25 protein-coding genes and 1 tRNA gene are annotated in these 26556 nt (G+C 50.6%); 24 read left to right on the top strand and 2 right to left on the bottom strand.

Annotation, left to right across the window (positions count from 1 at the left end; all coding sequences use genetic code 11):
- Positions 1–18 precede the first annotated feature (18 nt).
- Genes rsmB through rsgA form a run of 5 tightly spaced genes read left to right on the top strand, consistent with a single transcriptional unit; the run spans position 19 to position 6067 of the window.
- Entirely contained in the window at positions 19–1353 is a 1335-nt protein-coding gene (gene rsmB, locus JKK62_RS03715) for a 16S rRNA (cytosine(967)-C(5))-methyltransferase RsmB (protein WP_186833460.1), read from the top strand.
- Complete coding sequence (gene rlmN, locus JKK62_RS03720; protein ID WP_186833459.1) at positions 1350–2381, top strand: dual-specificity RNA methyltransferase RlmN; 1032 nt, start codon at positions 1350–1352, stop codon at positions 2379–2381. The genes rsmB and rlmN overlap by 4 nt, the downstream gene beginning before the upstream one ends.
- Before the next feature lies 1 nt (position 2382).
- Positions 2383–3108, top strand: a complete 726-nt coding sequence (locus JKK62_RS03725; RefSeq protein ID WP_186833458.1) for a Stp1/IreP family PP2C-type Ser/Thr phosphatase — start codon at positions 2383–2385, stop codon at positions 3106–3108.
- Positions 3109–3125: 17 nt separating this feature from the next.
- Positions 3126–5174: a Stk1 family PASTA domain-containing Ser/Thr kinase gene (gene pknB, locus JKK62_RS03730; RefSeq protein WP_186833457.1), complete on the top strand. Its 2049-nt coding sequence runs from the start codon at positions 3126–3128 to the stop codon at positions 5172–5174.
- 26 nt (positions 5175–5200) lie between these two features.
- A complete protein-coding gene (gene rsgA / locus JKK62_RS03735; RefSeq protein WP_243411751.1) occupies positions 5201–6067 on the top strand; it encodes a ribosome small subunit-dependent GTPase A in 867 nt (288 codons plus the stop codon).
- Positions 6068–6122: 55 nt separating this feature from the next.
- Here rsgA and JKK62_RS03740 read toward each other — a convergent pair whose 3' ends face one another.
- Positions 6123–8252, bottom strand: coding sequence for a right-handed parallel beta-helix repeat-containing protein (locus JKK62_RS03740; RefSeq protein ID WP_186833455.1), 2130 nt, complete (start codon positions 8250–8252; stop codon positions 6123–6125).
- 173 nt (positions 8253–8425) lie between these two features.
- Between JKK62_RS03740 and JKK62_RS03745 the strand changes: the two genes are divergently transcribed.
- Positions 8426–8501: transfer RNA gene (locus JKK62_RS03745), tRNA-Ala, on the top strand.
- Between the two features lie 1003 nt (positions 8502–9504).
- Positions 9505–11118 carry a PASTA domain-containing protein gene (locus tag JKK62_RS03750; protein ID WP_186833454.1) on the top strand — a complete coding sequence of 538 codons (1614 nt, stop codon included), beginning with the start codon at positions 9505–9507 and terminating at the stop codon, positions 11116–11118.
- 73 nt (positions 11119–11191) lie between these two features.
- Here JKK62_RS03750 and JKK62_RS03755 read toward each other — a convergent pair whose 3' ends face one another.
- Entirely contained in the window at positions 11192–11857 is a 666-nt protein-coding gene (locus JKK62_RS03755; RefSeq protein WP_186833453.1) for a helix-turn-helix domain-containing protein, read from the bottom strand.
- Between the two features lie 85 nt (positions 11858–11942).
- Here JKK62_RS03755 and JKK62_RS03760 point away from each other — a divergent pair, with 85 nt between their 5' ends.
- The 17 genes from JKK62_RS03760 (at position 11943) to JKK62_RS03840 (ending at position 26436) form a co-directional block, all read left to right on the top strand.
- Positions 11943–12572, top strand: a complete 630-nt coding sequence (locus tag JKK62_RS03760) for a histidine phosphatase family protein (protein WP_186833452.1) — start codon at positions 11943–11945, stop codon at positions 12570–12572.
- A gap of 159 nt (positions 12573–12731) precedes the next feature.
- A complete protein-coding gene (locus JKK62_RS03765; RefSeq protein WP_494545957.1) occupies positions 12732–13616 on the top strand; it encodes a MurR/RpiR family transcriptional regulator in 885 nt (294 codons plus the stop codon).
- Entirely contained in the window at positions 13613–14869 is a 1257-nt protein-coding gene (locus tag JKK62_RS03770) for a BaiN/RdsA family NAD(P)/FAD-dependent oxidoreductase (protein ID WP_186833451.1), read from the top strand. The genes JKK62_RS03765 and JKK62_RS03770 overlap by 4 nt, the downstream gene beginning before the upstream one ends.
- A 47-nt stretch (positions 14870–14916) precedes the next feature.
- Entirely contained in the window at positions 14917–15585 is a 669-nt protein-coding gene (gene cmk / locus JKK62_RS03775; RefSeq protein ID WP_186833450.1) for a (d)CMP kinase, read from the top strand.
- Positions 15582–16199, top strand: coding sequence for a lysophospholipid acyltransferase family protein (locus JKK62_RS03780; protein WP_201427023.1), 618 nt, complete (start codon positions 15582–15584; stop codon positions 16197–16199). Before cmk ends, JKK62_RS03780 begins: the two co-directional genes overlap by 4 nt.
- The gene (locus JKK62_RS03785; protein WP_201427024.1) at positions 16192–18327 is read left to right on the top strand and encodes a bifunctional 4-hydroxy-3-methylbut-2-enyl diphosphate reductase/30S ribosomal protein S1; all 2136 of its coding nucleotides are present in this window, start codon (positions 16192–16194) and stop codon (positions 18325–18327) included. Before JKK62_RS03780 ends, JKK62_RS03785 begins: the two co-directional genes overlap by 8 nt.
- Positions 18328–18441: 114 nt before the next feature.
- Positions 18442–18993 carry a TIGR01440 family protein gene (locus tag JKK62_RS03790; protein WP_186833447.1) on the top strand — a complete coding sequence of 184 codons (552 nt, stop codon included), beginning with the start codon at positions 18442–18444 and terminating at the stop codon, positions 18991–18993.
- Between the two features lie 83 nt (positions 18994–19076).
- Positions 19077–19652 (top strand): HD domain-containing protein, encoded by a 576-nt coding sequence (locus tag JKK62_RS03795; RefSeq protein WP_186833539.1) that lies wholly within the window; start codon positions 19077–19079, stop codon positions 19650–19652.
- Positions 19653–19690: 38 nt separating this feature from the next.
- On the top strand, positions 19691–21682 hold the full coding sequence (ligA, locus tag JKK62_RS03800; protein WP_186833446.1) for an NAD-dependent DNA ligase LigA: 1992 nt from the start codon (positions 19691–19693) through the stop codon (positions 21680–21682).
- Between the two features lie 162 nt (positions 21683–21844).
- The gene (locus JKK62_RS03805) at positions 21845–22771 is read left to right on the top strand and encodes a hypothetical protein (protein ID WP_186833445.1); all 927 of its coding nucleotides are present in this window, start codon (positions 21845–21847) and stop codon (positions 22769–22771) included.
- Positions 22755–23231, top strand: coding sequence for a stage III sporulation protein AB (locus JKK62_RS03810; protein WP_201427025.1), 477 nt, complete (start codon positions 22755–22757; stop codon positions 23229–23231). Before JKK62_RS03805 ends, JKK62_RS03810 begins: the two co-directional genes overlap by 17 nt.
- Positions 23232–23243: 12 nt before the next feature.
- The gene (gene spoIIIAC, locus JKK62_RS03815; protein ID WP_186833443.1) at positions 23244–23438 is read left to right on the top strand and encodes a stage III sporulation protein AC; all 195 of its coding nucleotides are present in this window, start codon (positions 23244–23246) and stop codon (positions 23436–23438) included.
- Positions 23439–23440: 2 nt separating this feature from the next.
- Positions 23441–23827: a stage III sporulation AC/AD family protein gene (locus JKK62_RS03820; RefSeq protein WP_186833442.1), complete on the top strand. Its 387-nt coding sequence runs from the start codon at positions 23441–23443 to the stop codon at positions 23825–23827.
- Position 23828: 1 nt separating this feature from the next.
- The gene (locus JKK62_RS03825; protein ID WP_201427026.1) at positions 23829–24947 is read left to right on the top strand and encodes a stage III sporulation protein AE; all 1119 of its coding nucleotides are present in this window, start codon (positions 23829–23831) and stop codon (positions 24945–24947) included.
- A complete protein-coding gene (locus JKK62_RS03830) occupies positions 24944–25444 on the top strand; it encodes a hypothetical protein (protein WP_186833440.1) in 501 nt (166 codons plus the stop codon). The genes JKK62_RS03825 and JKK62_RS03830 overlap by 4 nt, the downstream gene beginning before the upstream one ends.
- Positions 25404–25820 carry a SpoIIIAG-related protein gene (locus JKK62_RS03835; protein WP_186833439.1) on the top strand — a complete coding sequence of 139 codons (417 nt, stop codon included), beginning with the start codon at positions 25404–25406 and terminating at the stop codon, positions 25818–25820. The genes JKK62_RS03830 and JKK62_RS03835 overlap by 41 nt, the downstream gene beginning before the upstream one ends.
- A 70-nt stretch (positions 25821–25890) precedes the next feature.
- On the top strand, positions 25891–26436 hold the full coding sequence (locus JKK62_RS03840; protein ID WP_186833438.1) for a SpoIIIAH-like family protein: 546 nt from the start codon (positions 25891–25893) through the stop codon (positions 26434–26436).
- Positions 26437–26556 lie beyond the last annotated feature (120 nt).

The following is a 26556-nucleotide window of genomic DNA, read 5'->3' on the forward strand; positions in this document are numbered from 1 at the left end:
ATTGCAGAGGAAATAATCATGGCTAATGTCAGATCCATCGCGCATAACGTGCTGTACCGCGTGCTCTATGAGGACGCGTATTCTGCCATTGCCATCAATAACGCCGTTCATAAAGAAAACCTCAGCGGCGTGGATGTTTCCTTCTTGTCGGCGCTGGTATACGGCGTGTTGGAACGCAAGCTGACGCTGGAGTATATCATCCGTCAGTATTCGTCCATCCGTATCAAAAAGATCGAAAAGGGTACGCTGATCGTCCTGTATCTGGGTATGTATCAGCTGATCTATATGGATAAGGTGCCCGACAGTGCCGCTGTCAATGAGAGCGTTAAGCTCTGCAAACAGCTCAGGCTGTATAAAAGCTCCGGCTTCGTCAACGCGATCCTGCGCAATTTTGTGCGCGCGGATAAAGCGTATTGTCTGCCGGATCAGCAAAACATCGTCAAATATTTCAGCGTGGTCTATTCCTGTCCCGAAAGCATGGTGACGGAACTGATCGCGACATACGGACAGGATTTGACAGAGAAGGCGCTGCGGGGGATCCTCGGCAGACCGCCGATCACCGTCCGCGTCAATACGCTGAAAACCGATAAATCCACATTGAGAAGAGAACTGGAAAAGCAAGGCGCGACAGTAGATGATATTTCTTTTTTAGAAAATTCATTGAATCTCAGCGCCGCGGGAAGTATCGATCAGCTCCCGCAATACAGAGAAGGTCACTTCTTTGTAGAGGACGCGGCGTCACAGCTGTGTGCCGAGATCCTCGGCGCTCAGCCCGATGAAACGATCGCGGACGTCTGTGCCGCTCCGGGCGGCAAATCGCTCTATTCCGCGATCCGCATGGAGAACAGGGGAGCGATCTACTCCTATGATATCCATGAGCATAAGATTAAACTGATGGAGGACAACGCTCGTCGACTGGGTATTTCGATCATCCGGACTGCCCTCAGAGACGCGTCGTCAGCATGTGAACTGCCAGCTTGTGACAGGATCCTGTGTGATGTTCCGTGCTCGGGATGGGGTATCCTTCGTCGAAAGCCCGAAATTCGTTACAAAACAGACACAAATATTGACAACTTGACAAAGTTGCAATACAGTATATTGTGTATGAGTATAAAGGATCTACCCTCAGATAGTGTTTTGGTCTATTCGACCTGCACACTCCGCAAGAAGGAGAACCATGATATCATCAGTCGTTTTCTGGAGGAGCACCCTGATTTTGTCGGCGAGCCGATCAAGCTGCCCGAAGGGATCGATCACATCATCGAGGAAGAGCCGTATTGCCTGACCCTTTTGCCCGGCGTTTATGATACGGACGGATTCTTTATCGCAAAGCTCAGGAGGAGACCGACATGACGGATATCAAGTCGATGAATCTTTCTGAGATGACAGCATATCTTGTGGAGAACGGCTTTGAAAAGTTCCGTTCCAAGCAGGTGCTCAACTGGATCAAACAGGATGTCACATCCTTTGATGATATGAAGAATATTCCGCAAAAGCTGCGGAACTTTCTGAAATCTGACGCGTATCTTGCCTGTGCCGAGATCGTTCGCGTTCAGCGCTCGAGGCTCGATGACACTGTCAAATACCTGTTCCGTCTTTATGACGGCGAGTATGTCGAGGGCGTGTTGATGCACTATCACCACGGCAGGACGATGTGTATCTCCTCGCAGGTCGGCTGTAAGATGGGCTGTACCTTTTGCGCGACAGGTAAAAGCGGCTTTTCCCGCTCTTTGACCGCGTCCGAGATGGTCGCACAGATCCGCAGTGCCGAGATCGACTGCGGCGAGCGCGTTTCCAATGTCGTTTTGATGGGGATGGGCGAGCCGTTCGACAACTTCGACAACGTCATTCGATTTTTGAAGCTGGTATCCTCTGAGGATTCGCTTCATATCGGTATGCGGCACATCACGGTATCCACCTGCGGGATCGAACCGCGGATGAAGGAGTTCGCGGATCTGGAGCTGCAATGCGGCTTGTCCGTATCGCTCCACGCGCCGAATGATATCATGCGTTCGCGCACGATGCCCGTCAACCGCCGATATCCCATCGCTGAGGTGATGGAAGCGTCGCGCTATTACGTCGATAAGACCAACCGACGGATCACCTTTGAATACGCGCTGATCGACGGCGAGAACGACTCTGATGAAACAGCGAGAGAGCTCGCGAAATTGCTCAAAGGCTTGCTCTGTCACGTTAACCTGATCCCCGTCAACAATGTGACGGGTGCGGGGTACAAAAAAAGCTCACTGCAAAGGCAACAGACCTTTGTTGATATATTGTCCGGCTATGGCGTCAACGCCACGGTGCGCCGAACCCTCGGCTCCGACATCGACGCTTCTTGCGGACAACTGAAAAGAAACTTTACGAAAGGGGATGTATGACATGGAAGTTTTCTCTAAAACCGATATCGGACTGGTCCGCTCGGAAAATCAGGACAGCTCCGCGTATTCTGTCATCTCCTCAGACTGCGCATGGGCAGTTGTATGCGATGGTATGGGCGGCGCTAACGGAGGCAAAACGGCTTCTTCTGTCGCTGTCAATTACATTTCTGAATTTATCAATCGCGAATTCAAGGAAGATATGGATGACGATGCATTGTATGAGATGCTGGTATCCGCTGTTGACGGTGCCAATCTTTGCGTCTATAAGATGTCGATGGAGGATTACGACCTTGCCGGAATGGGTACGACCTGCGATCTGGTTTTTGTTCGCGGAGAGGTCGCCCATGTCGTTCATGTCGGTGACAGCCGTACTTATTCGATTCGCGACGGTAAAATACTGCAGATCACAGAGGATCATTCTCTGGTGCAGGAGATGGTTCGCCGCGGTGAGCTGACTCCCGATCAGGCGATGCACCATCCCAACAAGAACCTGATCACCAGAGCGCTCGGTATCTCCCATGAGGTTCATATCGATTATATCGAGGCTGAGTTCAGTAAAGGCGACGTCCTGCTGATCTGCTCCGACGGTTTGTCCAACTATGTCAGCAAGGCTGATATGGTGCGCACCGTCACGGAACAAAAAGGCGAATTACTCATTGATACATTGGTAGAGATTGCGAAACGCCACGGCGGTCATGATAACATCACCGTCACGGTAGTTTACTGAGGATTGGAGTGAGTCACATGGATAAATATACCGGTAAGAAGCTCGACGGCAGATATGAGATCCGTGAGTTGATCGGCGTAGGCGGTATGGCAAATGTATATCACTGCTATGATACGATCGACGCACGTGAAGTTGCGATCAAGATATTAAAAGATGAATTTTTGGACAACGAGGATTTTATCCGCCGTTTTAAGAACGAGAGCAAAGCGATCGCTGTATTGAATCATCCGAACATTGTCCGCGTCTATGACGTCAGCTTCGGCGATATGATCCAGTACATCGTTATGGAATATATCGACGGCATCACGCTCAAGGAATATATCGATATGCAGAAGGTGCTCGATTGGAAGGAGACCGTGCACCTTACCACCCAGATCTTAAAGGCGCTGCAGCACGCGCATGAGAACGGCATCGTCCACCGCGATATCAAGCCGCATAACATCATGCTGCTGCAGGACGGCACCATCAAGGTCACAGACTTCGGTATCGCGCGATTTTCCTCGAACGCGACCCGCACCATGACCGAACAGGCGATCGGTTCCGTTCATTACATCGCTCCCGAGCAGGCGAGAGGTGAAAAGACCGACGGCAAGACCGATATCTATTCCGTCGGTGTAATGATGTATGAAATGCTCACCGGCACACTGCCCTTTGACGGCGATTCCGCCGTGACAGTTGCGTTGATGCAGCTGCAGGCAAAGGCGAAGCGTCCGCGTGAGATCAATCCCGATATCCCCGAGGGTCTGGAAGAGATCACCATGAAGGCGATGCAGAAGGATCCGGAGGATCGCTATCACTCCGCTGTCGAAATGCTCAGCGATATCGAGCGTTTCCGCCTCAATCCGAGCATCCTGTTCCATTATACTTATCATACCGATCCCGCTCCCCCTGAGGATGTCCCCGAGGAAGATTCCAAAAAGGATTATGAAGATCCCGAAGCGGACGCGGAGGAAGTCTACTACGATGAGGATGTTCCCGTTCGCAGCCCCGTTCTCTCCGCTATCAAGGGTATCATTCTGGCGGCTGTGATCGCGCTGGTCGTTTTCGGCGGCGTCGCGGCATACCAGGGTTATATTTCCGCTCAGCCGAAGGAGATCGAGGTTCCCGATTTTACCAATATGACGCTGAGTGAGGCGAATGCCAAGAATAACGGTAAATTCAACTTCAGCTACATTAGTCGTTACAGTGACGATATTCCTGTCGACACCATTATCGAACAAAGCCCTGCCGGCGGTTCGAAAAAGATGAAAGAAGGCTCGACCATCGAGCTGGTCGTTAACTCTGCGGATACCTACATAGCCGTCCCTTATATCAACGGCGCTCTCGGCACGGAACAGATCCAGGCGACCATCGAAAAAGCCAACCTTGTACCCAAGATCCTGTATGTCGAAAGTGAACAGACCGCGCAGAAGATCGACGGCATTTATCCGCCTACCGGTACACAGGTGAAGATCGGTTCTCCGGTATATGTTTATGTCTCGAAGGGAGTTACCAAGCCCAGGTTTGTGATGCCCGATATCAAAGGCTATTCTGCCGAAAAGGCGGTCGCCGCGTTAAAAGAAGCAGGCTTTACTAACTGCAATGTGGAATATGACGACAGGATCGAGGCCGAAAAGGATGAAGTTGTCAGACAGAATCCGATGCAGGGCAGTGAGGTTCCTTCCGACTATGAGATTACTGTGATCTGTTCCAAGGGATCACAAAAAGAAAAGAAGGTAAACATCGAAGTCGATCTGCCTTCTGAGGTGACAACAAGCGTCAGTATGAAGGTGCTGGTTGACGGCGCGGTCGACAATGATAACTCAAAGGACGTTGTACCTTCGTACAGTCCCAAATATAAGATCACGGTCAAGGTCAAGGATGACGCTACTATTGTCGTCCTGCTGGATGATCAGCAGTACCGTGAGTATAAGGTCGATTACGCAAACAATTCTGTTTCTTTGGCGAATTCTTATCCGTATACCCCGAAATCGACGGATGCTCCCGCTACACAGGCGCCCGCCGCTGATGAACCGGAAGAAACTCCTTCCAATCAGGAAGAAGTCGGTGGATTAACGACAGGATAAATATGGATCGGAAAACAGGTATTATTATGAAAATCACAGGCGGCTTCTATTATGTAGAAGCCGCCGATAGTGTATATGAGTGTAAGGCACGCGGAGTTTTTCGCAAGAGAGGAATGACTCCATTGGTCGGTGACGTCGTCGATATCACGGTGCCTGATGACGGCTATTGCTCCATTGATCATATCCATGAACGCCGTAATTCTCTGGTGCGTCCGGCACTGGCGAATCTGGATAATCTGATGATCATCAGCTCTGTCAAAGAACCGGATGTGAATCTGTATTTGATCGATAAAATGACCGCCGCGGCTGTGAATAAAGAGATCACGCCGATCGTTGTTTTCTCCAAAAGCGACTTGGCGCAGACAGATGATCTGGTCGAGATCTATCGCAAGGTCAATATCCCGGCGTTCTCCTTTTCTTCGATTGATAACCAAGGTCTGGATGAGATCAAAGCGGTGCTCAAGGACAAGGTGACCGCTTTTTGCGGAAACTCCGGAGTAGGGAAGAGCACACTGCTCAACGCGCTGTTTCCCGAGCTGTCGCTCCAAACCGGAGAGATCAGCGATAAGCTCGGTCGCGGCAGACATACGACCCGTACGGTGGAGCTGTTCAAAAAACACGGCGGTTATATCGCCGATACTCCCGGCTTCTCTACCGTGGACATCGAACGATTTGAGCTGATCCGTAAGGATGAGCTGAAGTTCGCGTTTCCTGAGTTTGACGAATACTTCGGTACCTGTCAGTTCAATTCCTGCAATCATGTGTGTGAAAAGGGATGTCGGGTTTTGGAAGCCGTCGAAGAGGGGATCATCCCTCAATCTCGCCATGACAGTTACGTGAGGATGTATAACGAGGTCAAGGATATCAAGGAATGGCAGATCAATAATAAATAACAAAAATCGGGGCAGTTCGCGGTGAACTGCTCCGTATTGATTCTATGATATGATATTAGTTCTTTACGATCTCAACATAGAAGCATTCTGAATACCAAGGGTTGTAGCGGTTGATCCTGTACTTCGATGTATCGTAGCTGAATACATTGGCTGTGTTATTGTATGCGTTTTTTGTAGTGATCCTGACGACGTCAAGCTTGTTGTCGCTTGTATTGCTCGTGATACCGATACGAGACGAGGGGTCTATGTTATCAAAGATGCGGAAGATACATTTGGATGTTGTGTTCTCGCCGAGGAACGCGTTGGATGCCGTACCGTTGGTGAGCTTGTTGTTGATGATGGTCATCTTTCCGCTGATAATGGGATCGCAGGCGGATGTGTCGCCTTTTTGCGCGTATAGACCCGCACCGTTATTGACTGCCTTATTGTCTGTTATCTCAACATTTTCCAAAGTGAGGTAGTTCATGGAGTCACACCAGATCGCGCCGCCGTCGCAGCCGGCGCTGTTCCGGTTCAGCTTTGTGTTCGTTACGGTGAGCGGTACACACATTCCGCCGCCCCTGTATCCGAAGCAGATGCCGCCGCCGTTGGAGGTAGCCTTGTTATCGATGATCGTGCAGTTGTTGACCTCGGTGGTATAATCGCCGAATATCGCGCCACCCTTTGCTGCGCTGTTGGATTTGATCGTGCAGTTGTTGATCTTCATCACGCAACCCGTATAGATCGCGCCGCCGTTTTGTCCGGAGTTGTTCTCAAATACAGAGTTGTTGACCGTGACTCTCGAATCTTTGTTAAACAAAGCGGTGTTTTTGTTGTCGCGGAAGGTCGAATGATCGATGGTTCCGTCGGCGTTCATCTCTGTGACGATCGCACTGTTTGCGTTGTTGAGGAAGTCTGAGTTTTTGATTTTCAGATCGACATGATCGGCTCTCAGACCGGAGTCGGTCGAATCCTTCACGGTGATGTTATCGAGATTGAGCTTTCCGCCGCTGACGAGCAATCCGTTGATCGCGCCGCGATTTCCGGTGGAATCGATCACGCTTAAGGTGGCGTTGTCGGATTTGATATCAAATTTTTGGCGTTCGGAATGAATGATCGAATGACCGTTCAGATCGAGGGTTACGGTTTTATCTTTGACATACAGCGCGCCGCCGCTGAAGGTAGTACCGTCTTTGTAATAGTAGGTATCCGCGGAGAGGTTGTTGCTCTTCCAATCCTGCATCAGCTTCATGGTACCGCCGTTCTTGGAGACAGTTGCCCATGCGTCGCCGAAGGAGAACATATTCTTTGTCTTTCCGCCCACGGTCACCTGTGCTGCTGTCAGGTTATCGATCGTCTTCTTGGTGGTTTCATACGACTTGGCTACTGCTGTCGCTTTCTTTGTATACAGCTCCATATTCGCCTTGATCGATGACTGTAAGCTGTCCCTGGTCTCCTTGGTGATCGAACCGTTGTTGTAGTCGTAATCAGCCAGAGAATAGGACGCCATACAGCCGGACATCAGGTTGGTGTAGTACAAAGCGTACTGCTCAAGTGTCATATCGTTGAATGCTTGTGCGTCTTTTTTGACCAGATCGGCGTCATTGTTGTTTCCTTCACTTGTTTTGGAGAGTTCGAGATACTGATCGAATGAAGGCATCCCCTTTAAGCCTGACTGACCGTCGATGATCAGGTTACTCAGATCCTTGAAGTCTTTGGTGAAGTCTGAGTTTCCGTTAGTAGCGTTCACGATATTGATGTAATCCTGCGCGCATACTTTGTCTTCTTTAAATAACGCGATCTGCGTCATCGCTTCTTCGTTGTAGCCCTTTACGCTTGTCAAAATATCGGAAAAACGCTGCAGCTTGTTGATGTTCGACAGTTCCTTGATCTGACTGGACTGTTCGTTATAATGGGAATCTATTTTCTCGTTCAGCTCATTGATGAGGTTGACGATATCCTGAGTTGACGGCTCCTTTTCTTTTGTCGCGTCAGCATAGAACGTCTTAAACGCGCCAAACAGTCCGTTGGCTATGATGCCCGCGACAGGATTTGATTTGCCGACTAATGAGACCAGAGCGGATGCTCCGCTGAAGAAACCGTCGCTTACCGGCGAGGCAGATGCGGTGATCAACATAGTGGAGCCTACCGAGATCATCATGATACATGCCAAAATTGTAGCTATAATACGATGGGTCAATTTCATAGTTTCATCTCCTTGTTGATTGATTATGGGGTGCAATCTTTATGTTGCAACTACAGCATAACAAACAGACCGTGACAACACTTAGACAAAAATGTGAGATTTTTGAAAGTTTTTTGTTTTTATAAAAATATACTTGCAAAACCCATAAAAGTATGATAATATAATACTGCTTTGGGGGCGTAGCTCAGCTGGGAGAGCGCTTGAATGGCATTCAAGAGGTCAACGGTTCGATCCCGTCCGTCTCCACCATATTAATAAATTAAGGAGTTCCAATATGGGGCTCCTTAATTTGTTACTTATAGGAAAGTGGAGGCGGACGGGATCGAAGGCGAGAGTGCGAAGATGTAAGCGAAAGCGCACATCGCACGCAAAAACGCCATAGCATGGCGTTTTTATCGAGAGCGTAGATAAGACTTGGGGTCCCCGACACGCCCCGCGTGTTGGGGAGAGGAGGAGCCACGGAGCAAACAAGCCGTATTACACTTGATACGGCGATTAAGCGAAGTGCGCGACGACGAGGTGACGCTCCGAAGGCGGGGTAGACAGTAACCTACAGAAATAACCCCCGTCCGTCTCCACCATATTAATAATAAAAGGGTACATCAACAGATGTGCCCTTTTATTGTTACTTATAGAAAGTGGAGAGGGACGGGATCGAAGGCGAGAGTGCGAAGATGTAAGCGAAAGCGCACATCGCACGCAAAAACGCCATAGCATGGCGTTTTTATCGAGAGCGTAGATAAGACTTGGGGTCCCCGACACGCCCCGCGTGTTGGGGAGAGGAGGAGCCACGGAGCAAACAAGCCGTATCATGCTTGATACGGCGACTAAGCGAAGTGCGCGACGACGAGGTGTCGCTCCGAAGGCGGGGCAGATAGCAATCTACAAAAATAACCCCCGTCCGTCTCCACCATATTAATAAATTAAGGAGTCCCGATATGGGGCTCCTTAATTTATTACCGACATAAAGTGGAGACGGACGGGATCGAAGGCAAGAGTGCGAAGATGTAAGCGTCAGTGTACATCCTACACCATATTACTTACTCAAATCGGAGCTCTTTAATATATTATGAATTTACAAAAATGTAATCTCATTTTTCTTTTACAGCCTTGATATTGGTATATTCTGTATGCTATAATGATTCAGTACATTGAGTAAGTATGACTTTTATTCATTAAGTAATGATAACAGAAACCAGAATACTGCTGAGATGATCTCAGTGATCAGGGGGAATTGACCATGCCTTTATGTATGGGGTGTTTAAATGAAATACCCGCTGCCGATTCGGTATGTAAAGTATGCGGCTTTGATAATTCCGAAAAACAGACCGCTCCGTTTTTACCGTTCGGTACCGTATTAAACTATAAATATGTAGTCGCGAGAAACCTGGAGACAAACGGTGAGAGCACCCGTTACCTCGGTTATGATAATAAGACCGGTAAGGTGCTGGCGATCCGAGAGTTTCTCCCGATGGGTTTGTTTGACCGCGGCGACGATGAGACAAAGCTTTTTGTCACCCCGCAGGATAAAGAGAGCTTCTCTCTGGCGATGGATGACTTCAAGAGCTATTATGAAACGCTCAATACGCTGACGGATAAGACCGCGATGATCAACATCGAGGATATCTTCACCGAAAATAACACCGTCTATGTTGTCGAAGAAAATGACGATCTTCTGCCGTTTACCGAGTATGTCGAGCACAACGGCGGTCATCTCGAGTGGGACGCGGCTCGTCCGCTCTTTATGCCGATCATCACACTGATCGAAAATATCCACAAGTTGGGTATCGGTCATTACGCGATCTCGCCCGCTAATTTATATGTTACCTCCGGCGGTAAGCTCAAGCTCGGCGGCTTCTCAACCGAGAACGAGCGCAAACGCGGTACGATGCTGAAATCTCAGCTGTACAGCGGATGTGCCGCGCCGGAGCAGTATATGGATAACCAAAAGTTGGACATCCCGACCGATATTTACGGTCTGACTGCCACGCTGTTTTACGCGCTGACCGGCAAGCTGCCCGCCAATGCCAAAGAACGTGAGAAGGATCCCAGACTGCTGATCAGTACCAATACCGTCAAGCGTCTGCCGCCTCATGTTGTGACCGCGCTCGCGAACGGCTTACAGATGAAGAGTGACGCGCGTATCGCTGATTTTGATGAACTCAGGGCTCAGCTCTCTGTTTCTTCAACCGTTCAGGCGATCCAGGATGAGATCTCCCGTACCGCCAGCATGACGCCGATCAAGCGCGAGGATGAAGAACAGCGTTCTCGTGTGAATCCTACGGTCGTCGGTTTGATCGCGACATTGGTTTCATTGCTGCTCTTTGCGGCGATCGGTCTGTTCTGGCTTCCGACCAATCCGCTGATGGGTCTGTTCACCAACGGTTCTACCGTTCCGGCTACCTTGGCGGCTCCCACCGAAGACTGGACGGGTCCCGTGATGGAGGATTATACCGGCAAGACTTTGGATGACGTCAAGGCTTCTTTCCAAGGAACGATCAAGGTCGACGCCGACGGCGCGTACAGTGACCATATCGAAAAAGGAAAGATCATTTCACAGGAGCCTGCCGCGGGTTCTCCGGTATACAGCGCCGGCAGTGACGCGGTCATCTATGTCCTGATCAGTAAAGGTCCCGAGCTCGTTGCGCTGCCCGATGTCGTTGATAAATCTTATACTGCCGCGGCAGAGGATCTGACTCGTCTTGGCTTTATCGCGTTACAGGAAGTGGAATACAGCGACACGGTTTCCGAGGGAAAGGTCATCGGTATCGCCGAGCACAGTGCGGGCGATAAGATCGAATCCGGCTCCGAGGTCACGCTGAAGGTCTCGTTAGGTAAGCAAAAGACAAGTTCATCTTCAAATTAAATTCCCTTCATCCTAAGAAATAACAGGTGGGTAATACGCTACCCACCTGTTGATTTTTATCGGTGATTCTGTTTTATAATTTCAGCTTGTGGATGCTGTTTTCCGCCTGCTGGATGACATTGAAGATCTCGCCCGCGGTATCGGGATAATCATCCGCCAGCTGATCAGGAGAAGCCGAAAGTTTCTCAAACGCTGTCAGATAACCGGCGCTGTCTTTGTCGGTCATGCTCCCGATATCGGTGTAATACTTGTCCATGACCGCGTACGCATAGCCGCTGTAAACCTCCTTGGGCACGGTGAAGAGCTCGGTCGGATTCTTCCGATTCGCCGAATACAATCTTCTGAACACGCGGTACAGCATGATCATGAAATAGTTGTTGATAGTTCTGTCGAGCTTGCGGTTTTTGGCGGTGGCGGCAAAGTCATAGATGACGTTGACCATGTTGGCAATCAGTCTGCGGTTGACCACCTGTGCGGCGCTTTGCTTGCGTGTGGATCTCTCAATGACCGGTTCGTTGATCTCATAATCACGATCCGCAGTCCTGCCGAGCAGGTAATCACAGCTGACATTATAATAATCCGCCGCTTTGACCAGAAAATCCAGACCGCATTCACGGATCCCTTTTTCGTAATGCGATAACAACGCCTGAGAGACGCCCAGTTCCTGAGCCGCCTGCTTTTGCGTGAGCTTCTTTTCTTTTCTCAAGAATGTCAGATTACGTGAAAAATCCTTGTTCATGGTATCGACCTTTCCGAGTTCGATCTATTTGTTTATACTATCAGTATAATACAGTTATTACCATTTGTAAAGTACGGAGGCAAAAATGCAATCCTATTATATCCATTTTATTCGCCACGGCGCGATCAGTCCGACCTTGCAGGGAAGGTATATCGGCACGACCGACGTTCCCTTGTCTGAAGAGGGGAAAGCAGCTTTAAGTAAGTTGGACGCGACTATGGACTATCCCTATGCAAAAGTTGTGTTTACTTCGCCTTTGAAGCGCTGTACCCAGACCGCCAAGATCCTCTATCCCCATATCACGCCGCTGACGATCGATCAGCTGATGGAATGTCACTTCGGCGAATGGGAGAATCATACCGCCGATGAGCTCAAGGGCGATCCCGCTTTTGCCAAATGGCTTGCGGGCGATAATGAGGTGAAGCCGCCGAGAGGGGAGAGCACTGCCGACTTTACCCGCAGGATCTGCGTGATGTTTGAAAGCATCGTCAACGGTCTGATGCAGACCGGCACGACCGACGCGGCGATCATCACCCACGGCGGCGTGATGAATATCCTGTTGGCGGTATACGGACTCCCGCAGGCAAAGCCTTTTGATTGGGCGTGTGACTGCGGCTTCGGCTACTCACTGCGTATCACACCCGCTTTGTGGATGCGGGATAAGGTCGCGGAGGTGTATCAGCGGATCCCGCTGGAGAGAAACGACGACGAATGACCTCGAAATTTGAAATCACACGAATAGTATACTTCATTTTTTCTGTATTTTGTAGATTATAACATTGTATTTTGCAGGATTATATGATAAAATGAAAGTGTATCGGCGTTCGATCTCTAAGATCCTTCTTTATCCCGGATCGGATGTCAGAGGAGTGTGATGACAATGTTATCAAATCTATTAGTCAGAATCGATTTATCCCGCAAGGATTTTTCAAAAGGTCAGCGTAAGATCGCTGATTATATCGAGGAGCATTATGACTCCGCCGCTTTCATGACTGCCGCCAAGTTAGGCGAGGAGGTCGGCGTTTCCGAAAGTACGGTCGTGCGCTTCGCGACCCAGATCGGTTATGACGGCTTTCCTTATCTGCAGAAGGCGATGCAGGAAATGATCCGCGACAAGCTGAATTCCGTCCAGCGTATCGAGGTGACCACCGGTCGTATCGGTGATTCCGACGTCGTCGAGAGCGTTCTGAATCAGGACATCGACAAGATCCGCCGCACCATCGATGAGGTGTCGCGTGAGGATTTCAAAAAGACCGTTGACGCGATCATCAACGCGCGTCATATCTATGTGTTCGGCGCGAAATCTTCTTCCTATATCGCGAACTTCTTTGCGTATTATCTGGATTTGATCTTCGGCAATGTTCATATTTTGAATTCAACATCAAAGACGACCACCTATGAAAAGCTGTTCCGTATCTCTGAGGAAGATGTGATGATCGGCATCAGCTTTCCGCGTTATTCCGCTATGGCGGTCGACGCGATGAGCTTTGCGCATGAGCGCGGCGCCGAAGTCGTCGCCATTACAGACAGTATGGTCGCGCCCGTTGTCAAGGACGCGGATGAAGTGCTGTTGGCACGATCCGATATCGCTTCGGTCGTCGATACATTGGTCGCGCCGCTGAGCCTGATCAACGCGCTGTTGGTGGCGATCGTCATCGAACGTAAGGAAGATATCAAAAAGACGTTTATCGATTTGGAAGAGGTGTGGAGAGAGCAGAATGTCTACGCCGGCAACCGGATCGACAGTACCAGATCATGAGTAATCAACAAACCGAAAAGATAAAAGTTTTGGTGATCGGCGCGGGTCCCGCGGGGATGATGGCGGCAGGCGCCGCCGCTGAAAACGGCGCTGATGTTGTCATCGTTGAAAAGAACCAACGTGTCGGCCGCAAGCTCGCCATCACCGGTAAAGGTCGTTGTAATATCACCAACTTCTGTGATAACGAGACCTTTATCGCGCATGTGACGGCGAATCCGCGCTTTTTATACAGCGCCGTCAACCGCTTTTCGTGCTATGATACCGTCGCTTTCTTTGAGGATCGAGGCTTGGCGACAAAGGTAGAGCGCGGCAATCGTGTGTTTCCCGTATCCGACAAGGCACTGGACGTCGTCGATACGCTGTATGAATATTTAACGGAGTTGGGTGTACAGTTCATCCATCAAGAAGTCAAAGGACTTTTGATCGAAAACGGCTCTGTCAAAGGCGTTCGTTTACAGGACAGAGATTTACTTGCCGACAAGGTGATCGTGACCTGCGGCGGCATGTCCTATCGCGCGACCGGTTCCACCGGCGACGGATATACCTTCGCAAAATCCGCCGGGCATACGATCACACCGCTTTTGCCGTCACTGGTTCCTTTGACAGCGGAGGATGAAGATATCTCTGCAATGCAGGGGTTATCCCTGAAAAATGTACGGCTTTCCGTGATCGATAATACGACTGATAAAGAAGTCTATTCCGATATGGGGGAGATGCTGTTCACGCATTTCGGTATTTCCGGGCCGCTCGTTTTATCCGCCAGCGCTCACATGCGCGCTATGTCCCCCGGACGTTATACGGCATACATTGATCTGAAGCCCGCTTTGGATGATTTTACCTTGGATAAACGCATCCTGCGTGATTTTGCGGAGTTTGCCAACAAGGATATCATCAACTCTTTGGGTAAGCTGCTTCCGAAAAAGCTGATCCCCATAATCATCGATCGTGCAGGGATCGCGCAACATACGAAGTGTAACACCGTTACCGCTTCTCAGCGTCAATCGCTGCTTTCGCAGATCAAACATTTCAGCGTGAAGATCCACGCGTTCCGTCCGATCAATGAGGCGATCGTGACCCACGGCGGCGTGGACGTCAAGGATATCGACCCGCGCTCGATGGAAAGCAAGCTGATCAGCGGCTTATATTTCGCGGGTGAGGTATTGGATCTCGACGCGTATACCGGCGGCTTCAATCTGCAGATCGCTTACTGCACCGGCAGACTTGCCGGAGAATCCGCCGCGCAAAGTGACTGAGAACCATTTGATAAACGATAATCATTAACTATATGAAGGAGAACACTATGTCTATCGCTATTGCTATCGACGGCCCCGCGGGTGCCGGAAAATCGACGATCGCGCGTCTTGCCGCGAAGGAACTCGGCTATATTTATGTAGATACCGGCGCTTTGTACCGCACCATCGGTCTGGCGGCTTTTCGACGCGGACTGACCGCTGAGAATAAGGAGCAGATCATCGCGATGTTGCCCGAGATCAAGGTGACGTTGGCGTTCAATGATTGTCAGGAGCAGATCGTACTGCTCGACGGTGAGGACGTCAGCGGTTTGATCCGCACGCCTGAGATCTCGATGATGGCGTCCGCTGTTTCCGCGATCCCCGAGGTCAGAGCCTATTTGCTTGATCTGCAGCGCGATATGGCGCATACCAATAATGTAATCATGGACGGCAGAGATATCGGAACGGTCGTTTTGCCTGACGCGAAGATCAAGATCTTTCTCTCGGCGTCACCCGAATGCAGAGCCCGCCGCCGCTATGATGAGCTTATCGAAAAGGGAATGGACGTCAAGTATGAGGACATCTTAACGGATGTGATCGCGCGTGATTACGCAGATTCCCATCGTGATATCGCTCCCTTAAAGCCCGCGGATGACGCGATCAATGTCGATACCTCGGGAGAGGATCTGGAGACCTCGGTCAATAAACTCTTAGGAATCATGAGGGAAAGACTATGAAAAAACGCAACCATTTTTACTTTTTTTGGAGAGCCTTATTATTGCCTTTCTTTAAGCTCAAATATCGCATGAAGTATATCGGCGCAGAAAATGTGCCGGCTGAGGGCGCTTATATCCTTGCGTCCAACCACACCCATGCGGTCGATCCGATCATCATGGGTATGGGGCTGAAACGTCAGGTCATGTTCATGGCGAAGGAAGAGCTGTTCAAGAATAAATTCGTCGGATGGTTTATCCGCAAGCTCGACGCCTTTCCCATCAGCCGCGGTAAAGCGGATACCGGCTCGATCAAGCATTTTGAAAAGGTGCTGGAGGAAGGTAACCTGATGGGCATCTTCATCGAGGGTACCCGCTCCAAGGACGGCGAATTCCTGCCTCCGAAAAACGGCTGCAGTCTGATCGCTTATGATACCAAGACCCCGGTCATCCCGGTTTGTCATACCAAGATCGGCTCACGCCTCTACTTCCATTACGGTAAACCGCTTTCTCTGGAGGAGATGGGCTTTGATAAGGGCGGCGCCAGAGAATTCCGCAACGCCAGCCGTATCATCATGGATCATATCAAAGCGATCCGCGAAGAGGACTTAGCCTCGACAGGAGAGAAGAATGGCTGATATCATCGTCGCAAAAACCGCGGGCTTCTGCTTCGGCGTGAACCGCGCTGTCAAGATCGCCTTTGATGTTGCCGACCGCAACCAAGGCGGATGCACCTTGGGGCCGATCATCCATAATAAAGAGATGGTCGCGGCATTGAATGACAGGGGAGTGGTATCGGTCGATTCCCTTGATGACATCCAAGGACGAGAGCCTGTGATCATCCGCTCTCACGGCGTCAAGCGATCGGTATATGACAAGCTCAACGAGATGGGCGTCGAGTACATCGACGCGACCTGTCCCTTCGTCGCAAAGATCCATTCCATCGTCTATGACATGAGTAGGCAGGGCTATACCGTACTGATCGCAGGTGATGAGAATCATCCCGAGGTACAAGGGATCCTCTCGAATTGCGTCAGCGAATATTATATTTTCAAAGACGTTGAGGATTTAAAAAAAATCTTCGATTTAATTCCCGAGGAGAATAAAGATCGTATTTGTATCGTCGCTCAGACGACTTTTAACGAAAAATTTTGGAAAAATTGTATAGTTTTTTTGAAAAAACTATGTACAAACGCCAAAGTTTTTGATACAATATGTAATGCTACGTCAAAGCGACAAGCTGAGGCTCACACCTTATCGGCAAAATGTGACTGCATGATCGTGGTAGGAGATCGCTCCAGTTCCAATACAAATAAGCTCTATGAGATTTGTAAAAAGAACTGTGAACATACCTATCTGATCGAGACGGCCGCTGAGCTCGATCGGGCGATGATCGCCGAGGCGAGGACCATTGGCGTAACAGCCGGCGCTTCTACACCGGACAGGATTATAAAGGAGGTACTGGATACAATGAGTGAAAACACTACATCCAGCGTAAACGAAACTGAGAACTTTGAGGAGATGTTAGAAGAATCTCTGAAGAGTTTAAACACTAATGAAAGGGTTATGGGTACTGTCGCGAGCATCACTCCGAACGAAGTGTATGTCGAAGTCGACGGCAGAAAGCAGACTGGCTTTATCCCATTTGACGAGTTATCATCCACTCCGATTCAGAGCGCCGATGAAGTTGTCAAGGTCGGCGATCGTGTAGAACTGCTGATTATGAAAACCAATGACGTCGAGGGTACCATCATGCTCTCCAAGCGCAGAGTTGACGCGCAGAAGGGCTTTGAGGAGCTGCAGAAGGCTTATGACGAGAAGCAGATCCTCACCGGTCCCGTTACCGAGGTCGTTTCCGGCGGCGTGATCGTTGTCGCAAATGATATCCGCATTTTCATCCCCGCTTCTCAGGCTACAATGGAGCGTGACGCTAACCTTGAGGATCTCAAGGGTCAGGAAGTCAAGTTCCGCCTGATCGAGATGTCTCAGCGCGGCAGAAGAAGAAAGATCATTGGCTCCATCAAGAGCGTTCTCCGTGACGAGTATGCCGCTAAGCGCGCAGAGTTCTGGGAGAACTGCGAGGTCGGCAAGGTTTATACCGGCGTTGTCCGCACACTGACTTCTTACGGCGCGTTCGTAGACCTCGGCGGCGTATCGGGCATGATCCACATTTCCGAGCTGTCCTGGCTGCGCATCAAGCACCCGAGCGAGGTCGTCAAAGTCGGCGATACCGTTGAAGTATACATCAAGGACATCAACACCGAGACCAAGAAGATCTCTCTGGGTTACAAGAAGACCGAGGACAATCCGTGGGTGATCCTCGAGAAGGATTATCCTGTCGGCACTGTTGTCAAGGCAAAGATCGTCGGTCTGACCGCGTTCGGTGCTTTCGCGAACATCATCCCCGGCATCGACGGTCTGATCCATATTTCTCAGATCTCCAACAAGCGCATCGAGAAGCCCGCTGACGAGCTTGCGATCGGCGATGAGGTCGAGGCTAAGATCACCGGTATCGACTTCGAGAAGAAGCGTGTCAGCCTGTCTATCCGCGCGCTGCTGCCCGAGGATGCTCCTGTTGCTCCCGCTGTCGAGGAGGAAGAGGATGAGGTCGTCGCTGTAGTTGAGCCCGACGCTGCTCCCGTGATCCGTGATCTCGAGGACGAGACTCCCGCTGAGGAGCCCGCACCTGTTGAAGAGGCTCCCGCAGAGGAAGCTCCTGCAGAAGAGGCGGTTGCCGAAGAAGCTGCTCCCGCAGACGCTGAATAATGAAACTTTTGACGGGTATCCGAAAGGGTACCCGTTATTTTCTTTTACGGAATTTTTTGATCCCGATAATCTGGTAAAATAATATACATATAATATAGTATAGGATCTGATAGTATGATGGAAACGATTACAAAAGATACCAACGCCGTGTTTACTCAGTTGATTGAAGCGGCGAAATTGCACGAGGGCTCCGTTGTCGTGCTTGGCTGTTCCACCAGCGAGGTCGGCGGCAGTCGTATCGGCACCCATTCGAGCATGGACATTGCCGCGGCTGTGTATGACGGCTTTTTTGACCTGCTCAAGGAAAAAGGCATCTATTTGGCGGCGCAATGCTGTGAGCACCTCAACCGCGCTCTGGTGATCGAAAGAGAGCTGGCGACAAAGTACAATATCCCGATCGTAAACGCGGTTCCTCAGCCGAAAGCAGGCGGGAGCAGCGCGACGACCGCCTACGCGCGCTTTGATGATCCGGTTTTGGTGGAGCATATCCAAGCGGACGCGGGCGTCGATATCGGCGGTACGCTGATTGGGATGCACCTTAAAGAAACCGCCGTTCCGCTCAGACTCCCGCAGAAGAAGATCGGGGACGCGTTCGTCGCGTCTGCCCGTACCCGCGCGAAGTTCATCGGCGGTGCTAGAGCCGTATACGACGAAGAGCTATTATAGGCGCGTGCGCCTTTTTGTTTGACTGCCGCTGCTTTGGAGGCAATCGCAATCGGATTATTTTGTGAATCAGAGGTACTGTTATGATGACTGCAAAAGATGAATTTATCAAGATTTATACGGAGAATATTACCCGCAAGGGCTCCGCGGAGCTGCTCGAGTGGATCCAAAAGACCGACTTCTTCACCGCTCCGGCAAGCACCAAGTATCACTGCGCCTGTGAAAACGGCTTGGTGATGCACTCGGTCAGCGTGTATAATACCATGATCGAGAAGCATTTTGACGAGGAAAACGATAATCCGGAGAGCTTTGCGATCTGCGCGCTTCTCCATGATCTGTGCAAGGCGCAGTTCTATAAGGTGTCCACCCGCAACGTCAAGAATGATGAAACCGGTCAGTGGGAAAAGGTGCCGTATTACGCCATCGAAGATACCTTTCCGTACGGTCACGGTGAAAAAAGCGTGTTTCTGATCGAGCGCTTCATGCGCCTCAAGCTCGATGAAGCGATGGCGATCCGCTGGCATATGGGCGGCTTCGACGATAATAACGGCTTCTATGTCAGTAATGCCTACGATCGTTATCCGCTGGCTGTCAAGCTCCATCTTGCCGACTTGGAGAGCACCTATCTCAGAGAAAAGGGCACCTCCGCCGTCAGAAGATAACAATCCTACTTGCCGAAAGCAAAGGATAGGAGAAGTATATGAATTTTGATGAAGCAAAAAGTAAGATCGCTCAGCTTACCAAAGAGCTGAACTATCATAATGATCGCTATTATAATCAGGATGATCCCGAGATCTCCGATTATGAGTATGACGCGATGCTGCGTGATCTCGAGAATCTGGAAGCGGAATACCCCGAGCTGATCGCGCCCGATTCACCCACGCAGAAGGTCGGCGGCAGTAAGGGTGAGAAGTTCTCGTCTGTTGTGCATACCGTGCCGATGGAGAGCCTGCATGACTCTTTCTCCGCGGATGAGATACGCGATTTCGACCGCAGGGTTCGTGAAGTCGTCGCTGAGCCCGAGTATGTGGTGGAGCCGAAGTTTGACGGCTTATCCGTCTCATGCGAGTATAAAAACGGCGTTTTTGTGCGCGGATCGACCCGCGGCGACGGCGTGACCGGTGAGGACGTCACCGATAACCTGATGACCATCAAAAGTCTGCCGAAGCGACTGAAAAACGCGCCCGCGTTCTTAGAGGTGCGCGGTGAAGTGTATATGTCGGTCGCGACGTTTGAAAAGCTGGTCGCCGAACAGGAGAACAACGGTGAAAAGCCGTTTAAAAATCCCCGCAACGCCGCGGCGGGTTCACTCAGACAAAAGGACAGCAAGATCACGGCAAAACGCAACCTCGATATCTTTGTGTTCAATATCCAGGCGATGGAGGGCTATGCGGTCACGACCCATGTCCAGTCGCTCGATTATTTGACCGAGCTGGGCTTTCCGACCGCGTTTTATCACAGCTATACCGATATCGATGATGTGCTTGATGAGATCGACCGTATCGATAAATCCAGAGGAGAATTGCCCTGCGATATCGACGGCGCCGTTGTCAAGCTGAATAATCTTGCCGATCGTGAGCTCTTGGGCAGTACCGCCAAGTATCCGCGATGGGCGGAGGCATATAAATATCCGCCCGAGGAAAAGGAGACTGAACTGCTCGATATCGAGATCAATGTCGGCAGGACAGGCGCGATCACGCCTGTCGGTATCTTCAAGCCTGTTTTACTCGCGGGGACGACCGTATCCCGCGCGACGCTTCACAATGAGGATTTCATCCGTGAACTCGGCGTGAGTATCGGCGACACGGTCAAGATCCGCAAGGCTGGTGAGATCATTCCCGAGGTACTCAGTGTCGTCAAGCATACCGAGGGCGCCGATCCGTATACCTTGCCCGAATACTGTCCTTCATGCGGCAGCAGACTTGTCAAGGAGGAAGGCGAGGCGGCGATTCGCTGTACCAACACCGAATGTCCCGCTCAGCTTCTGCGGCATCTGATCCATTTTGTTTCTCGTGACGCGATGGACATCGACGGCTTGGGCCCATCCTCTCTCGAACAGTTGATGAACGCGGGCTTGATCACGACCTTTACCGATCTGTATCAGCTCAAAGCGGAGGACGTCGCCAAGCTCGACCGCATGGGCGACAAATCGGCGGACAATCTGATCAGAGCGATCGACAATTCCAAGCACGCTGAGATCAATCGTCTGGTGTACGCGCTCGGGATACGCCACATCGGTGAAAAAGCCGCAAAGCTGCTTTGTGAGCACTTCCTCAGTATCGACAAGCTGTTTGACGCGAGTGTGGAGGAGATCGCGGCGATCGACGGCTTCGGTGAGATCATGGCGCAGTCCGTGTACGATTATTTCCATCTGGAGGGCACGGCGCATCTGATCGCTCAGCTCAAAGAACTCGGTGTAGAGATGAAGCCCCTTGAAAAGAAGGAAAAGACCGGCGGATTCATCGGCAAGACCTTTGTATTAACAGGAACCTTACCGACTATGAGCAGAAAAGAAGCGTCGCTTCTGATCGAGCAAAACGGCGGCAAAACATCTTCTTCTGTATCGAAGAAAACTGATTTCGTTCTCGCGGGTGAAGACGCGGGATCAAAGCTGACCAAGGCGCAATCCCTCGGCGTGACGATCATCAGTGAAGCGGAACTGCTTGAAATGATCCAACAGAATAACAAATGATCGATCGATCCCTGTCCTTTTCGGGCAGGGATTATTAATATATAATGGACAGACTTTTGCGGACAGGTTATATCCGACGACCTGTCCGCATAAATTTTACTATCATTGTCATTGAAGATATGTGACGATCAAAACCGAGTATGACTCAGGATGGTGAAAACGATGGATAAACAGAGTCTGGATTGTATTCTGGATAAAATGCCCGATCGGATCAGGATCCCGTTAGAACGCACTCGATCTGCGTATGAGGACAAGGCGACCGAGATCGTACTGCGCAGGGACGCGCCGATCTGCATCTATGAAAGAAAGCGGTTGCTTTACATAACGGAAAGTGGTTATCTGACTGATTCCGTATATGCGGAGAATTTGTTGACCGCTTCGGCAAAAGAGATAGAACAAACGGTTCTTCGACTGTGCGACTATTCTGTTTACGCGTACCAGAATGAGATCAACAGCGGTTTCATCACGATCGAAGGCGGCGTCAGAGTCGGCTTGTGCGGCAAAGCGGTGATGACGAACGGAGAGATCACCAATGTTCGTGATATCGGCACACTCAATTTTCGTATCGCGCGGGATATCAGCGGATGCGCGTCCTCGCTGATCGATAAGCTCGACCCGCTCGGCGGCACGCTCATTTGCGGTGTTCCGGGATCGGGAAAAACGACGCTCATACGGGATCTTGCTCGTCAACTGTCCTATCGGTATCGCGTGAGCGCCTTGGATGAAAGGGGAGAGCTGAGCGCTTTATATCGCGGTAAGGCGGGTTACTCACTCGGTTTATGTGATGTGTATACCGGTTATCCGAAGGGTCTTGCCGCAAATTGCGCGATCCGCAGTATGTCGTCCGAGATCATTATTTGTGACGAGATGGGCGATCAAAGCGACGTCGATCTGCTGCTGTATTCCATGCGGTGCGGCGTGGCGTTCATCGCGACGGTACACGCGTCATCGATGCAGGATCTCAGGCGCAGAGAGATCACCTCAAAAATGATCAATACCGGCGCGTTTCGCTACATCGTGTTTCTCTCTTCCAACGGTAATGTCGGGAAGATCGAAAAAATCTACGAAATGTGTGACGCGCGTGATTAAGCTGATCCTGTGTATCGTGATCCTGTTTTGCGGAGCGGTGATCGGGATCCATCTGTCGCAAAGACTGAGCCGCCGCAAGGATGTATTGACACAGTTCGAAGTGCTGTTTCATACCGCGATGATCCGTATGGAATACAACGCGGGCGATCTGTGCGAGGTGTTCTCCGATAACTTTGCGGGCTTTTCGTTTGAACACAGTATCCCCTTCGATATCCAGTGGCATCGTTTTATCGACGGTTTTTCCTATATGTTATCAAAGGAAGATATCGGAATGCTCACTTCTTTTGTGAAGGATCTGGGCACGGCGGATCGTGAGTCGCAAAGACAACATATCTGTTTATACGGCGAGCTGTTACGGGAGCATATCCGTGAGGCGCAGGATGAGATAGAGAAGAAAGCAAAAATGTACAGGATAATTCCGCTGTCGGTGGGGATGGTGATCTCTCTGATGGTGATATAGGGATGGAAAACTATGGATGTTGATATGATATTCAAGATCGCGGCGATCGGGATCATTGTCGCGATCCTCAATCAGCTGTTGGTACGCAGCGGCAGAGAGGAACAGGCGCTCTTGACGACGATCGCGGGTTTGGTGGTCGCGCTGATGATGATCATCTCGCAGATCAGCGAGCTGTTCACCACCGTCAAGAATACCTTCGGACTGTAGGCATGACCATCATTACCATCTGCGGCGCCGCAATCGTGACAGCAGTGCTGGCGGTCATGCTCCGATCCCAGAGTCCGCACAGCGCCATGCTGCTTTCTGTAGCCGCCGGAGCGATCATCATCCTCAGTCTGTTGAAGAATCTTCCTGACACGCTTTCGGGGATCCAAAGCGTTCTTTCCGACGGCGGTATCGATACGGCTGATATCGCGATCCTGTTGAAGGTGATGGGAATCTGCTTTGTCACGGAATTCACCTGCGATTGCGTCACGGAGGCGGGATTGCTGTCGCTGAGCACCAATATCTCTTTTGCGGGAAAGATACTGGTATTGCTGACGTCACTGCCGTTGTTTCAGAATATCATTTCCGTGATCACTACGCTGGGCAGTTGATATGAAGCGAATCGTGATAGTGATGATCGTCCTTTTTCTGATCGGATGCTTTTGCTTTAAATGTCATGCGGCAGAGTCGGCGATGTTTGAAGAAGATAAAAGTAAGATCGAAAGCGGCGTCGACGATCATACAAAAGGTGAATTGGAGCGCTTCGGTATTTCCGGGATCGATGACGTCGTGACCGACGGGATCGACAGCGGTTCGGTATGGCAATACCTGTCCGAATTGATCGCGGCTTACAGTCACGACCCCTTGGCGGCGCTGATCCTATTGACGGCGGTGTTACTGCTTGCCTCCGTCGCGGAATCCTATACCTTTTCTTTGCGCTATACGGAAACGAGAGATATCATGAGCGTTGTCGTCAGTCTGTTCATCTCATCGATCCTGATCAGTCCCGTGACGCAGTTGATCTCCTCATCACAGTTGGTGATACAGGGCGCATCTGCTATGATGACGGTATATTTGCCCGTTATGGCTGGGATGATGGTGTTCTCCGGTCACGCGATATCATCGGGCGGCTACTACGCGGCGGTGATCACCGTGTCACAGCTGATTTCAAGACTCTCTGCGACGGTATTCACACCGTTGTTAACGGTGTTTCTGTCATTATCCGTCAGCGCGAGTATCTCGTCACGTGTTCGGTTGGGCGGGTTCATCGAGTTGGCGAGCAAGGGCTTCAAGTACGGGATCGCGCTGATGATGAGCATATTTACAGCGGTGATCGGGCTCAACGGCGCCTTGTCGGGAGCGGCGGACAGCGTCGCGAATAAGGCGGCTCGCTTCGGACTGAGCTCCTTTATCCCGCTGATCGGATCGTCGATCGCCGAGGCGTACAGCGCGATACAAAACAGCGTGAGCGTTCTGCGGTCGGGAGCGGGCGTATTCGTCATCATCGCGCTCTTTGTCAGCTTTGCGCCGCTGATCACCCAAAGCGTTTTATGGTCGATCACCCTTTGGATCGCGAAAAGCATCGGGGAGATGCTGTCGGTCACATCCGCCTCGTCCATCATCAACGCGTTATCTCAATTCATCTCGGCACTCAGAGCTTTGTTGATTGCCGTGATGACGGTCTTTATCATTTCGACGTCCATCATGATGTCATTGGGAGGCAGGACATGAACGGGATCCAAGCGATTTGCATGACGCTGTGTTATACCTGTGTCGCGGTCAGCATGATCACCGTTCTGATCCCGCAGAAACGAACGCGCCGTGTGATGAGCTTTGTTGTCGGACTGTTTTTTATCAGCACCTTTATCACCGCAATGTCGGCGCAGATAAACGCGATCGATCTGAGGACGCCGGATATCAACGAGATCCCGATACCGACCTATGAGGAAACAGATCCGCAGGATGCGGTCGCACAAATGACAGCCGATCATCTGACACAGGCGCTGAACGAGCTGCTCAATAATGAAGGGATATTCCCGCGGGATATCCGGTTGACATTGAAAATATCCGACGAGGGCAGAATATCTGTTGTACGTGCCGACATATACATAAGTGAAAAGGATAAGGACAAAACGCCTGAGATCAAAAGTATCATATACAGGAATATTTCAAAGGAGCCTGAAATACATGTTACAGGGGAAGAAGTTCAGCAAATGGCTGAGCGATAAACGTGTCGTCATGATCGCTGTGATCATCGGAACGGTAGCAGTACTGCTGATCGGGTTATCATCATTCATCGACTATTCAGGCGGTGAAAAGGATAATTCGGAGAAATATGCCGCCAAAACCGAAGCGCATCTTCTGGAGATCATCTCGCACATCAACGGGGTGGGGGAGGCGAAGATCTTTTTGACGATGGATAACAGCGGAGAAAACGTCTATTTGAAGAACACCGATACCAAAACGAAAAGCATTGAGCCGAAGGTGCGCGGCGTGGTGGTGGTATGCGACGGCGGCGACGATCCGCTGGTCGTGTCCCGTGTGCTGGACGCCGTGACAAAATCGCTGAATATCAGCTCAGATAAAGTATGTATCACAAAATGATATATGTTGAGATCGGACGCGTGCGTCCTTTTTCTCGAAATGACGAATCTATAATAAAAGGTGGAGAAATATGAAAATCAAAAAGCAACATGTATTGGCGGCGGCACTGGTATTGGCTCTCGGAGCGGCAGTGTATCTGAATTGGCAATTCTCGGGAACGCCTTTGATATCATCGACATCAAAGGAATTGGGAGCCGCGACCTATGTCAATAATGACGCGTCGGCAACAGCGGATGAAGTGGATTCGGATTCCGTATCCGAAATGACGCCTCAGGCAAAGCTCGCTCAGGCTAAGACCGAACGGACGCAGGCACAGGATAAAGCGCTGGAAGCGGCTGAAAATGTCCTGTCGCTGTCGGACAGCTCCGAGGACGCGAAAGCGGAAGCGGTCAAAGCCGCCAACGTCATCGAGCAACGGATATTGGCGCAGAGCAATATCGAGGGCATATTGACCGCCAAGGGCTATCTCAGCGCTGTTTGCTACATCTCGGATTCCGGCTGTACGGTAACCCTGCTGTCGAGTGAGATGACCGATGACGCGCCGATGATCATCAAAGAAGCGATCATGTCACAGTCTGAGATCGAGTTCAATAACATCGTTATCATTGATGTATAGAAAAATCCGTTCGTTTCAGATAGTTGAAAAAGCCTCCCTTTGGGAAAGGGAGGTGCCGAGGTACGAGGCGGAGGAATTGCATTAATTGACCGACCGTAGGGAGATTATTTCAGGCTCCCT

The organism is Ruminococcus difficilis, from assembly GCF_016680995.1.